An 11,989-nucleotide genomic window follows, 5' to 3' on the forward strand; every position below is an offset into this window, starting at 1 on the left:
GCGGCCTTTCTCTTTACGTTTGGTGTAGCGTTAGTCGCCGGAGACGGTCTCTTCGATGCTCTGAACGACTTCCGCCTTGGGAGCGGCTGGCTTGATTCCACCGATGGAGTCGAGGGAGATGAAGCCAGGCTGCTCGACTTCTCCGAGGACTTCCTTGCGGTAGAGCTTGGCCATGCGGGCGTTCTCGGCGTCCTGCTTGATCTTCGCATCGCGCGCCCGGATCTTCTCTTCGCGGGAGTTCTTGGCGATACCGGACTTGTCGAAGGTATCGTTGGCAGCGGCGTTGACGTGCTCCTGGTTGAGGACGAGGTCGTAGGAGGACTCCTTCTCGAGGCCTACCTTCTTGCCGCCGGCGAAGATCTCGTGACGGCCATGCTCCTCGTACCACTTGGTGAGGGTGGAGGTCATGTGCATCTTCTCGATGATGTTTCTCCAGCCCACGCCGGTGTTGTAGGCGCAGAAGGAGATCTCACCCTCTTGTGTGGCGTAGGGGATGATGCACTGCTCGGTGCGGCGGAAGTCGTAGTTGAAGAGATCCTGGAACCACATGCCGGCGATGAAGAGGAAGTTCCAGCGGTCGGAGCGGCGCATCTTGATGTCGTCCATGGTGCGGTCCGCGGTGACTTTGCCGTAGCTTCTGCCGGTGGCGCCGAAGCTCTTATCGAACTTCTGCAGCAGGTCCTTGATCTTGAAGTGGGTCGGTGCCGCTTCGGGCTTGTAGTTGCGAAGCAGAGCCAACGTCACGCCGATGATGGAGAGCCACTTGCCACGGGCGGCGTCGTTGATGCGGGCGACGTCCTTGGCGAGGCGGTCTGCATTGATGAACGCGGTGACGGGAACAGCTTCCTTGGTCTCCTTGTCGATCATCAGAGCCATGGAGATACCGCAGTTCGGGTGGCAGCCGCAGGAGAGCTGGCCCCAGTCGCGATCCGGTCCGTGGACCAGGTCGGCCCAGTCGGAGAAGGTGGACATGAAGGAGATGGGGAACCAGTCGCGGGTCGGCTCGCCGAGTCCGGTCTGGTTCTTTACGTCGTGCGCGAGGTGCGAGAGGGTATAGCGCTGCGCGTAACGACGCTCGTCGGAGATGTCCTCGTCGCGGCCGGTGAAGCTGACCGGCTGGAAGGAGAGGAAGTTGATCTTCTTGGGGTTGTCGAGGGCGAACTTGATGATGTTGCCGACCTGCTCATTGTTGATGCCGTTGATGATGGTCGTTACGGGAACGATATCGACGCCGGCTTCGTGCAGGTTATGGATGGCCTGGAGCTTTACGTCGAACGCGTTGCCGACCTTGCGGTGCGAGTTGGCAGCGTTGCCGATGCCGTCGAACTGCAGGTATGCGTAGCGAAGACCGGCTTCCGCAGAGGCCTTGGCGAACTCCTTGGACTTGGCGAACTCGATGCCGTTGGTGGCAGCCTGCACGGAGGTGTAACCGACCTTGCGGGCGTAGGCTACTGCGTCGAGGAAGTAGGGGCTGAGCGTGGGCTCGCCGCCGGAGAACTGGACCGACATCTGACGACGGGGCTTGATCGTGACCGCGTTGTCGAGCATGGTCTTGATCTCGTCCCAAGTGAGTTCGTGGACGAAGCCGACCTGATTGGCGTCCATGAAGCAGGGATCGCACATCATGTTGCAACGGTTGGTGAGGTCGATGGTGAGAACCGAACCACGTCCGTGGGTGACGGTGGAGGTGCCGTGATTGTGGAGCTTCTCATCGTTGTGGGCGCGGATGTCGCGGCCAGGGAAGACCTCTTCGAGGTGGCGGAAGAAGGCGGTGTCGATGGACATGACGTCTTCAAAGTGGCCGTGGATCGGGCAATCCTTCACCATCAGGATCTCGCCGTTGCGCTCGATGATCTGAGCCTTGATCTCGCCGACCTTCTCGTTGAGGAGGATCTCGTGGGGGAGCTTGCCGTCTACGATCTGCTGGCGGATCTCAGGGATGCACTTGGGGCAGAGGGAGTCGGTGGTGCGGGGCCAGCCAAGGGGCGGCTTCTCTTTTTGGTAGCTCTTCAGGAGGGGCTTGTCGCTCCACTTGGGGGTAAAGCTCGCGTTTGGGCTGATGGAGTTGAGCTTGTTGAATACTACCCAACCTGCTTTCGCTCCGTAGGTAAGAGCCTTCTCGAATAACTTGGATGGCTGTGCCATGTGTGTGTATTTCTCCTGAAGATTTAGATCGTGCCCGTATTGCATACTGGGGTCTTTTGCTTATGCTGGCGAATTGTCTGCAACGAGTGGCGTCTTGGTTGACCTTCTAATGCTCGTTCTTGGGCAGGCTATAGGATGCGACACCTGCCACTTCCGTTACTTACAAGATTACGCAGGGTTTAGGTCGATTCTAAGTATCGAGAAGTGAACAGCGAGAATCTGCATTGAACGGTAGATGTTGGGGCTGAATGGGGAGATAATTCTGTCCGACATGTTGTTACGGCGAGGTTTGCGCCCCGTTGGTTGAGCCGGAGACGACCTGATTGAGGATCTGCTGGACGAAGATGACGCGGATATGGATGTGTTTGGCGAAGTCGGGAAGAAACTCCGTGACGATATTATTGACGGGGTCGAGCGCGTAGCCGGTGGCGATGCGGGCGATGGTGGACGGCCCGTTGCCGTGGATGCCGGGGACGTAGAGATTGCTGATCTCAGACGCGATGGGATAGGTGAGGAGGGTGGCGTAGTTGGGCATGGGGGTGCCGTCGTCGTGCTGGGCGATGACGGTGCGGGAGATGGCGTGGACGAGGCGGCGGGAGAAGCTATCCTCGGGCAGGCGGCGGTAGTGGGGATCCTCGTGGGCTAACGAGGGGATGAGGAAGGTGCCGAAGAACTCGCCGGTGGCGTCCTGAAGGAGGCTGACTCCGGAGATTTTGCCGAAGCCCTTCCAGCCGGGGCCGTAGGCGGTGTGGGAGTCGATGGCGATGGTGAAGCCGGAGGTTGCGGCGATGGTGGCGAGGTTGAAGGGGTCGGAGACGTTACGGATGGCGAGGTAGCCCTTCTGTTTGGGGCTCATGGGCAGGGGAACGCGGGTGTCGAGGAAGCGGACGTACGGATTGAGGATGTCGACGCAGAGGAGCGAGGAGGGCATGCCGGGGGTTCGGTCGGCACGATCTTCGTAGGTTGCGGGGCGGAGCCAGTGGCCGACGCGGCAGGGGGGAGGCGTGGTGTGGTTGGTGGCGAAGGAGGCCTTGGCCACGGTAATCACACTTTCTGGGCTGGCCGTTTGATCTGGGGCCGGATGAAGGACCGCGCCGGGGGAGTCGGGCAGGGGAGTCTCCGGCGTGGTCGGAGCTGGTTGGGGGGTGGTCTGGACTGGAGGCGCGGTGGAGGGCTCCTGGCCATTCGCAGTGCAGGTGGCCAGCACGAAGATCAACGTGAAGACCCTGCGCATCGAGAACTCCAGAAACCTACAGTTGGTGTACGAACTGCTCCTTACAGAATTATTGCCTCAGAGACGGGTGAGGGCGAAATCACTTGCTCTTCTATTACTTGTTCTTCTTCAGATGCACCAGTTCGAGGGCATCGCTAAGGAACTCGCTGGAGAGGAAGCCGAGGGCGCCGCCGGCGATGGAGCCGCCGTAGGTCTTCATGACCTCATCGAAGCCGCGGCCGGAGGAGGGGTAGTAGGCCTGGGTGAGCGCCGCGCCAGCCAGATTGCCGGAGAGGTAGGAGATATTCAGGGTATGGCGGCCACCGTCGGTGCGCGTAATGATGACGCGGCTCGCGGCGTAGCCGGCTCGCTTCATGATGCCGCTGCGGTTGCCCATTTTGTAGTAGCGGGGATCCTCGTGGAGGATGCTGGCCATGATGGAGTCGGAGAAGATGCCTTCACTGCTGCTGCGGGCGGCGGCAGCGCCCAGACGCTGGGCGTAGGCCCTGCCGTTGGTGCCGTACTTCGGATTACTGTCGATGGCCTGGGAGTATCCCGCCGAAAGCACCCAGCCTATGGCTGCGAGCGGAGATGCGCTGTCTTTAATTCCCAGGAGGACTTTGTCTCCGATGCGGAGGGTGGGGACGCTCTCGCCGGGTTCGATGTATTTATCGAGGCGGCCAGCCTTGACTCCCTGGCCTGTGGGCGCCTGGTTTTGGGCGGCGGCGAAGCTGAACTCGGGTTTGGTGTGGTCGAAGATCATGCTGGAGGAGACGGTGCCGGGGGAGTCGGGCAGGACCAGGGCGGCTTCGGTGGTGGGAGCCGAGGTGGAGAAGTCGGTATTCGAGGTCTGGGCCATGGCGTCGGAGCCACCGAATGAGGTGAAAGAGAGCGCGAAGAGGAGGGTCCTAAAGATGCGCCGAGGCTGAGGCGAAGGGAGAGACGTGTGCGTGCTCAAAAGAGATACCTCAAATGTTGGGGTCCGCCGCGTGGAGCGATGCAGGGAGGAGGAAATAATGATGGCCGTGATTGTGTTTAGAGTATCAGGCTCTATTTAACGGACGTCGGATGGAGGCTACGAGTTGTCTGGCGCGGAGATAATCCTTTGATTTCGCCACAGTTACCTTGTGGGCACTGGCTTGAAGATGAAGCCGTTGGGGCATTGACCGCGAGATTTCCAGATACCAATAATCAAAGGTGCAGAGGTGTGTCCTTATGACCTTCGATCCAAAGAGCGGCGAGCCAAAGAACAGCGCAGGGTGGGAAGAACGGCTGCATGAGGCAGGACAAAAGATTGAGGAAGACCTGCGGCGGGTAATCGTCTACATCAACGATGAGGTGGTTCCGGAGGTTCGGCGGAACAGCTCGGCTGCGTTGCGCGCGGCTGCCGAGCAGATGGAGAAGCTGGCACAGAGGATGGAGGAACGGACGCGCGGGTCCGGAGGGCCGTCTGCACATCATGCTCCGAAGGATGAGGAGCAGAGGTGAAGCTTTTGCGGTGCAGGATCGGACGGCCTCTGGGTGTCGTGGGTCTTGCTGTGCTGGCGCTGGCGATGACGGGCTGTCATAAGGGCACGAAGGCGAAGAAGCAGCCTCCCCCTCCTCCTGTCTCTTCGAGCAGAGGGTCGAGTTCGGGTTCGACGACCGCTTCGCGGCGTCCGGTGCCGAGGTGCTGCGCGGTAGAGAATGGCGAGACTGCGCATCCTGCTCCGCAGCCGCAGGTCAAGGGGAAGCCGATCGAGACTCAGGTGGGGCTGGCGAGCTGGTATGGGCCTCCGTATGCCGGACGCAAAGGCGCGGATGGGACAGTCTACGACCAGAACGCGATGACCGCAGCGCACCTTACGCTGCCGATGGGGACGGTGGTTAGGGTTACGAATCTGTCGAACGATCAAAGTGTGGTGGTGAAGATCACCGACCGTGGGCCGTTCGTTCAAGGGCGAATCATCGATCTTTCGCTGGCGGCGGCGAAGGCTACCGGAGTCTATCGGGCGGGCGTGGCGAAGGTGCGGGTGGAGGCGTTTTCGAGCCCGGCGGCTGTTGCTTCGGCGTCGACTGCTGGACCGGCTAAGGCTGTGATTCCCGGGGGGCGGTGGTGCGTGCAGATCGGCGCGTTTATGAACCAGGAGGACGCGATCTCGTTGAAGAACGATCTTATCCGGCGATATAAGACGGCCAAGGTGATCGAGTTCGCGGGGCCGACGGGGCATTGGGTGAGGATCAATCCGAAGTTTCCGGATAAAGGGACCGCGGAGCAGGTGGCGGAGAGTATCCATGTGCCGGATGCGGAGCCTTATTTGATTCGGATGGATTAGTTTTTTAGGGGTTAGGGGTTAGTTTGCCGTGCTCAACTCTTCTTGCCCCACGAAGTGCGCTGGTGGATATGGAATTGGGATGGCTGGGGAAGGAGTGCGGTCGGGCTTCGCCCGATACCCCACCCTATTTGCGATGAAGCTGCAAAAAGGATGGGGCACCCGAATTGTGCTGCTCCGTTTGGGGCGGGTTGGGGCGTGGGATTTCCCAGCCATTAGGCGATTGATCTGGTCTTAGATGGTGACGCGTTTGTTGGTGCGGCGTTCGAGTTCGGCGCGGAAGCGTTCGGCGTCGGAGTGCGCGGTGTTGTGGAGGACGGTGGTTCGGTTGTCTCCGAGGACGCGGGTGATGCGGCCCGCCTGGATGGACTGGATGGCCATGACCTCGTGGTATTGGATGGTCTTGTCGGCGCGGAGCCAGAAGCGCTGGACGACGGCGGTGGGGGTGAGGAGGATGGTGCCGGGAAGCTGGTAGGCAGTGAGGGCGGCGGCGAGGAGGAGAACGATCGGAAGCCAGACCGGGACCTGTCGATGCTGCATGACCAGGGGGTAGACGATGATGGCGAAATAGAGGGGAATGGCGATGATGCGGGTCCAGAGGACGAGGGGCTTCATGCCGAAGACGAGGCCGTCGGGGGTCTCCTTTGCAGAGCCCTTGGTGAGGCGTCCGGCGTAGAGGAGGATGATGACGGCGACGAGGCTCGCGCCGCGGATGGTCTGGGGGGAGACGGGTAACATGGTTGCTTTCCTTGTATGAGTTCCATGCCGATGATAGCGGCTTTGTTGTACTCCGACGGTGCTGAGATGGAAGAGAATATCGAACCGCTGGATAGCGATGAGTCAGTCCGAAGAGAGCAAGCTCCAGGGAAGGCGTATCCCTCGCGAAGAGACTGCGAGGGAGTTCGGTCAGGATGGGCCCCTCGAACTATCTCGGCTCGATAAGCCGGATGCGGACTATTTCGAATCGATAGGCGGTGCGGCGTAGTAGGGGAGCTTCTGTTGCTCTTCGCTGGCGCGTTTTACGCCGATGTCGGAGAAGAGAAGCGAAGGCGCGATAGTGGTTTGGGGGATGGGGCCGATCGAGTTGGAGACGTAGGCGGTGGAGGCGTCTCCGGCGGCGATGATGTCAGAGCGGAGGGTTCGGACGTCGAGCTCGTCGAAGACTGCGCCCCGGACGAGCTCCCGTGTGCCGTCGGCCTTGACGCGGAAGAGCAGGCGCGGGTTCAGTTCTCCGCCGAGAGTGTCGACGGCGTAGACGTCGTGGCCCTGTTCCTTGGCGAGGGAGAGGAGCTTTGCGTCCAGCGCCGGACCGGTGAGGGGCTGGCTGGATTTGAAGAGGACGACGCCGGAGTGCGAGTGCGCGGGCTGGGCGGGCGCGGCGCGTCCGTGGCCGTTGGATTCGGGGAAGTCCTTGATGGGGCTGCGTCCGAGGAGGTAGTTCTGGAGCTTGCCGTTGACGACGATATCGACGGGCTGGGCGGGCACTCCCTCCTCGTCGATGGCGTAGGAGCCGACGATGCTCTGGCCGTTGAAGGTGGTGAGGGAGGGATTGTCGGTGACGCTGAAGGCCTCCGGGAGGACCGGAGCGTGGAGCGAGGAGGTATAGGCGCCCTGCGTACGGGCGGTGGTGCCCATCTCGGGCCGGTCGGCCTCGACGTTGGGAACGAAGAGTCGGTTCATGACGTCGGAGGCGGCGTCGCCGGAGAAGAGGACGGGGCCGTGGTAGTCCTCGGAGGAGACGACGGGCGCTTTGCGGAGCGCTTCGTAGCTCTTGAGGTCGTCGATGACGCGCTGGTGGAAGGCGGCGGCGCTTTCAAGGTCTTTGGCGCTGGTGGCGATGGTGCCGTTGTCGCGGCCGAGGCGCATGCCGTCGGCAGCCTGACCGCCGACGCTGACCGCGGCGTTGTAGCTGGAGTAGCCCTGGCGGACGACCGTGCCCTCGGTGTTGACGAGGTAGCGATTGATGGCAGCGGCGCGCAGGGTGGCGATGCTGTGCTGGACGTCGGCGGCGAAGGAGCGGACCTCGGGATCGGAGGCGTAGAGACCGCTGGCCTCGACGATGCGCTTCTTCCAGAGGTTGCGGTCAAGGTCCATCTTGACGAGGGGATCGATGTGCGTGATGGGCTTGGCGGGGGAGAAGTCTTTTTCCGTGGGCGGGGCCTGGAAGCGCTTGAGGGCGGCCTGTTTGGCGGCGTAGGAGCGCAAGGCGTTCTTGTAGGCTTCGTCGGTGGCGGTCCAGAGGGCGTAGCGAAGGGCGAGGGGGTTGTCGTCCTTCGGGGCGAGCTGGACGACGCCTTCGCCGCGGGCGGTGCTGCTGTCACTGGTGTAGTCGCCGACGCGGACGGAGACGCGGACGATGCGCTGGTGGTTGGCCTGCTCCAAGGTGAGGGCGCCGTAGTTCGCGACGGCCTCGTAGGAGTCGATGTCGTCGAGGTGGTATTCGATAAAGTAGGGGCGCTGCATGTCCGGAAGCAGGAGCTGAGCCTTCTCGCGGTCGAGCTCGGTCTGCAGGGCGCGGAGCATCGGGTCGTCGCTGGGCTTCTCGGCGGCTAAGACTTTATGTGTAGCAGAAATAGTTACTAATAGAGCCGCGAGAGCGAGTGTAGTGGAAGTTTTGCGCATAGAGTGTGACTTTTTCGGTTGCGAATTCGAAGAGGCGGCGTTCGATGTTTGGGCGAGGCTCATTTTGCCCCCTTTTCGTCGGCTGCGGAGGGTGGGGGCAGGATGGGGGGGCGATTGTTGCCCTGGGCCTGGCGCTGAGTCTCGATCTCGCTGATGAGCATGGCGGGGGCGACTGCACTGACGGGGATGGAGCCGGATTCAGCGCCGCAGATGCCGTTGAAGATGTCCTGCTTGTCGTTGGTGGCGACGATGCGGTTTAGTGCGGCCTGGGGGGTTCCGACGATGGAGACGCCGCGGACCAGCTCGTCGGGACGTCCGTCGACGAAGACGCGATAGACGACCAGGGGGATGACGGAGAAGGCCTGCGGAGAGCGGCGGCTAGTGACGGCGAATCCGGAGGAGATGTCCTCGAAGTAGAGGCCGTAGGGCTTGCCTTGCTTCTTGGCTTCGTCGATGAGGAGCTGGCGGAGCTGGGCGTCGTTGACCGTCTTGGAGGAGGTGACGATGAGGTTGCCCTGGCGTCCGGTGGGCATGTGGCCGATCTCGGCGCGTCCGTGGCCATTGGAGGTAGAGAAGCTGGCGATAGGCAGGCGGGACATGAGGAAGGTCTCGAGGACTCCGTCCTTGATGAGGTCGACGCGATGGGCGGGTTGGCCTTCGTCGTCGTAGGAGTAGTGGCCGGAGAGCGAGGTTCCCTGGAAGGTGCTGAGGGTGGGGTCGTCGGAGACCGAGATGAAGCTGGGGACGATGGGCTTATTGAGCAGCTTGGTGAAGGTCTGGCCCTCTTCATCGCCGCGCTGGCGCTGGCCTTCGAGACGATGGCCGAGGACCTCGTGGAAGAAGACGGCGGAGGCGCGTCCGGAGAGAATGGCGGGGCCGTTATAGGGCTCAGTGACAGCGGCGGTGCGGAGGGCGACGAGGTTCTTCGCCATGGCGAGGGTCTTGTCGGTGATGGTCTTCTGATCCGGAAGGTGGCCGGCTTCGTCGGCCTCGAAGGTCTCGGCGCGGAAGAGGTCCATACCGTCGGCGGCGCGGGTGCGAGCGACGACGACGAGGCGAGCGACGTGGCTGGGCGTGGCGACGCGTGTGCCCTGCGAGGAGACGAAGTAGTCGGTCTCGGTGGAGGCCTGGAGGCTCACGGAGTTGAAGAAGACCTCAGGGAACTGCTTGAAGAGGCCGGAGATGTCGCGGAGACGAGCTTCCCAGGCGGCGCGGTCGACGCTGAGAGGCGGCGAGGCGGGAAGCACGGCGGAGGGGCCTGAGGGTTGGGTGGACTCGATGCTGAAGTCGCCGGAGGCGTCCTCTTCCTTGGCCCGGACCTGTTGCTCGGTCTTGACCTTGAGGAAGCCGTCGAGGGCGCGGCCGTAGCCGCGGTTGGTGGCGAACCACAGGCTGCGGGCGAGAGCGGGGCGGTCGTCGGTGAGAGGAAGGGGGACGGTGGTGAGGGCGGAGTTGCGGTGGTCGCCGTGGGTGTTGTCCTGCGCGGGAGAGCCGAGGCGGACCTGAACGTCGGCCATGCGGCGCCGGGACTCGTTCGAGACCGTGATCGCACCGTACTGGGCGGCGATGCTGATATTGTCTGCGTCGGAGACCGCGTAACTGACGAAGTAAGGCTTGGGCTGCGCGGCATCCCCGGTGCCGAGGGAGGACATGGCGCGGTGGAGTTCGGCGTCCATGGACTCGAGCAGCACGTTGTCGGCGGACGGTTTGGAGGCCGCTGCGGCGGGAGTGGGGTGGCTGAAGGTATGAATTGCCAGGGCCATGAGGCAGGCTCCTGCTGTGACGCCGGCTGCCGCTTTGTGATGCTTCATGTGAGAGAGACCTGCTTCATTTGGAAAAGATTCAACTGTTGTGGAGTGTATCGGATGTACTGCCTACTGTGATGTTAGACGCTGGAGGATCGGCGAAAGATGAAGCTTTGCGGCGCGGCGGAAGATCGTGCACACTGAGTCATCTTGTTTGCCGAGGTTTGCCGATGCGGGTCGCTAGAGTTTTCTTGGGGTTGATGATGCTGTTCGGGTCTTTCCATGTGCCGGCTGCAGGGGCACAGACGGCCACCGAGGCGGAGGCGCAGCACCGGGCGAGCGAGAACAAGCAGGCGTATACGTTGTCGGGGGAGAAGCTGGCCAAGGCGATCGAATACACGCGGAAGCGGACGGTGTTGGGGTTCGTGGAGACGGGATGGGGAATCGCGGTGCTGCTGTTGCTGCTGACGCTGGGGATCGCGGCCTGGATGCGCCGAACGGCGGAGGGTTTGAGCGGAAATAAGTGGGTTCAGGGATTCGCGTTCTTCCTGCTGTTTATGGCGATTACGGCGGTGCTGGAGCTGCCGCTGGATATGTATGGGCATCATCTGTCGGTGGAGTATGGGCAGTCGGTGCAGCATTGGGGGAGCTGGTTTGGGGACCAGGCAAAGAGCTTTGGGCTGAGCTATATCTTTGGCGGTTTGCTGGTGATGCTGCTGTTCTGGGTGATCGGCAAGTCACCGACGAGATGGTGGTTCTGGTTCTGGATTCCGGCGATGGTGGCAGTGTTGTTTGGGGTCTTTATCTCGCCGATCTTTATCGATCCGCTGTTCAATAAGTTCGAGCCGCTGGAGAGGTCGAATCCGGCGCTGGTGGAACGGCTGGAGCAGGTTGTGGCGCGAGGTGGAATCGCGATTCGGCCGGAGCGGATGTTCCTGATGAAGGCGAGCGAGAAGGTGACTGGTCTGAATGCGTATGTGACAGGCTTCGGAGCGTCGAAGCGTGTTGTGGTGTGGGATACGTCGATCGCGAAGGCTACGCCGGACGAGATTTCGTTCATCTTTGGGCATGAGATGGGACATTATGTGCTGAACCATATCTATAAGGGGATTGCGTTTACGGCAGTCGTGCTGCTGGTGCTGTTCTGGTTGGGATACCAAGGGATGCAGTGGCTGATTGCGCGATATGGAGAGGCTTGGGGAGTTCCGGAGCAGAGGAGTTGGTCGGCGTTTGTGGTGCTGATGCTGGTGATTAGCGTCTTCTCGTTCCTCTCGGAGCCGATCACGAATGGCTTCAGCCGTGGACAGGAGCATGCGGCGGATGTCTTTGGGCAGGAGGCTATTCATGGGATCGTGAAGGATCCGCAGGTTGTGGCGCAGCAGGCGTTTCAGGTGTTGGGAGAGGAGTCGCTGACGGATCCGAATCCAAGTCCGTTTGTGGAGTTCTGGACGTTTAGTCATCCTTCGATTGGGAGCAGAGCGGCGTTTGCAGCGGCTTACGATCCCTGGGCTCCAGGAGCGCAACCGAAGTACTTCAAGAAGTAGTTGATTTAGGATGAGGATATGAGCAGCGGTTGCCTATTCTGCAAGATCATTACGGGGATGATTCCTGCGCAACGAGTGTATGAGGATGAGGTCTGCATCGCGTTTCCGGATATCAATCCGCAGTCGCTGACGCATATCCTGGTCGTTCCCAAAGAACATTTAAGTTCGCTTGCGGAGGCGGGTCCGGAGCATACGGAGCTGCTGGGGAAGCTGATGGCCGCTGCGGCGGAGGTCGCGCGGATAAAGAAGCTCGACCGTGGATATCGCGTGGTGGTCAATACCGGCGCGGAGGGTGGGCAGACGGTGCATCATCTGCACCTGCATGTGCTTGGTGGCCGGCACATGGGCTGGCCTCCGGGGTAGCAGGGGTTAGGTGCCTAGGGATTAGGGTTAGAGGCAAATGCAACG

General features: G+C 61.5%; 10 protein-coding genes. 4 read left to right on the forward strand and 6 right to left on the reverse strand.

Annotated elements, in window-relative coordinates; genetic code table 11:
- Nucleotides 1-30: 30 nt before the first annotated feature.
- The 3 genes from HB393_RS23010 to HB393_RS23020 form a co-directional block, all read right to left on the reverse strand.
- Nucleotides 31-2,145 (reverse strand): radical SAM protein, encoded by a 2,115-nt coding sequence (locus HB393_RS23010; protein ID WP_213807560.1) that lies wholly within the window; start codon nt 2,143-2,145, stop codon nt 31-33.
- 277 nt (nt 2,146-2,422) lie between these two features.
- Nucleotides 2,423-3,379 (reverse strand): hypothetical protein, encoded by a 957-nt coding sequence (locus tag HB393_RS23015; RefSeq protein WP_213807561.1) that lies wholly within the window; start codon nt 3,377-3,379, stop codon nt 2,423-2,425.
- A 94-nt stretch (nt 3,380-3,473) separates the two neighbouring features.
- Nucleotides 3,474-4,316: a hypothetical protein gene (locus HB393_RS23020; protein ID WP_213807562.1), complete on the reverse strand. Its 843-nt coding sequence runs from the start codon at nt 4,314-4,316 to the stop codon at nt 3,474-3,476.
- Between the two features lie 257 nt (nt 4,317-4,573).
- Between HB393_RS23020 and HB393_RS23025 the strand changes: the two genes are divergently transcribed.
- Both HB393_RS23025 and HB393_RS23030 read left to right on the forward strand, forming a co-directional pair.
- Entirely contained in the window at nt 4,574-4,846 is a 273-nt protein-coding gene (locus HB393_RS23025; RefSeq protein WP_213807563.1) for a hypothetical protein, read from the forward strand.
- Nucleotides 4,843-5,673 (forward strand): septal ring lytic transglycosylase RlpA family protein, encoded by an 831-nt coding sequence (locus HB393_RS23030; RefSeq protein WP_345945394.1) that lies wholly within the window; start codon nt 4,843-4,845, stop codon nt 5,671-5,673. The genes HB393_RS23025 and HB393_RS23030 overlap by 4 nt, the downstream gene beginning before the upstream one ends.
- 231 nt (nt 5,674-5,904) lie before the next feature.
- On the opposite strand, the gene HB393_RS23035 is transcribed toward HB393_RS23030, so the two are convergent.
- The 3 genes from HB393_RS23035 to HB393_RS23045 form a co-directional block, all read right to left on the reverse strand.
- A complete protein-coding gene (locus HB393_RS23035) occupies nt 5,905-6,408 on the reverse strand; it encodes a hypothetical protein (protein WP_213807564.1) in 504 nt (167 codons plus the stop codon).
- Nucleotides 6,409-6,624: 216 nt separating this feature from the next.
- A complete protein-coding gene (locus HB393_RS23040; protein ID WP_213807565.1) occupies nt 6,625-8,292 on the reverse strand; it encodes a metallopeptidase TldD-related protein in 1,668 nt (555 codons plus the stop codon).
- Between the two features lie 59 nt (nt 8,293-8,351).
- Nucleotides 8,352-10,103 carry a metallopeptidase TldD-related protein gene (locus tag HB393_RS23045; RefSeq protein WP_255551541.1) on the reverse strand — a complete coding sequence of 584 codons (1,752 nt, stop codon included), beginning with the start codon at nt 10,101-10,103 and terminating at the stop codon, nt 8,352-8,354.
- Between the two features lie 164 nt (nt 10,104-10,267).
- Between HB393_RS23045 and HB393_RS23050 the strand changes: the two genes are divergently transcribed.
- Nucleotides 10,268-11,581, forward strand: coding sequence for a M48 family metallopeptidase (locus tag HB393_RS23050; RefSeq protein WP_213807566.1), 1,314 nt, complete (start codon nt 10,268-10,270; stop codon nt 11,579-11,581).
- Between the two features lie 18 nt (nt 11,582-11,599).
- Nucleotides 11,600-11,944 carry a histidine triad nucleotide-binding protein gene (locus HB393_RS23055; protein ID WP_213807567.1) on the forward strand — a complete coding sequence of 115 codons (345 nt, stop codon included), beginning with the start codon at nt 11,600-11,602 and terminating at the stop codon, nt 11,942-11,944.
- The last annotated feature ends 45 nt before the right edge of the window (nt 11,945-11,989 follow it).

It is taken from the genome of Granulicella sp. dw_53, from assembly GCF_018449545.1.
GTDB lineage: Bacteria > Acidobacteriota > Terriglobia > Terriglobales > Acidobacteriaceae > Edaphobacter.

Excerpts from the sequence above, each read along its gene's own strand:
- HB393_RS23025 (WP_213807563.1), top strand. The coding sequence starts at position 4,574 with ATGACCTTCGATCCAAAGAGCGGCGAGCCAAAGAACAGCGCAGGGTGG.
- HB393_RS23055 (WP_213807567.1), top strand. The coding sequence starts at position 11,600 with ATGAGCAGCGGTTGCCTATTCTGCAAGATCATTACGGGGATGATTCCT.
- HB393_RS23010 (WP_213807560.1), bottom strand. The coding sequence starts at position 2,145 with ATGGCACAGCCATCCAAGTTATTCGAGAAGGCTCTTACCTACGGAGCG.
- HB393_RS23050 (WP_213807566.1), top strand. The coding sequence starts at position 10,268 with ATGCGGGTCGCTAGAGTTTTCTTGGGGTTGATGATGCTGTTCGGGTCT.
- HB393_RS23045 (WP_255551541.1), bottom strand. The coding sequence starts at position 10,103 with ATGAAGCATCACAAAGCGGCAGCCGGCGTCACAGCAGGAGCCTGCCTC.
- HB393_RS23015 (WP_213807561.1), bottom strand. The coding sequence starts at position 3,379 with ATGCGCAGGGTCTTCACGTTGATCTTCGTGCTGGCCACCTGCACTGCG.
- HB393_RS23035 (WP_213807564.1), bottom strand. The coding sequence starts at position 6,408 with ATGTTACCCGTCTCCCCCCAGACCATCCGCGGCGCGAGCCTCGTCGCC.
- HB393_RS23040 (WP_213807565.1), bottom strand. The coding sequence starts at position 8,292 with ATGCGCAAAACTTCCACTACACTCGCTCTCGCGGCTCTATTAGTAACT.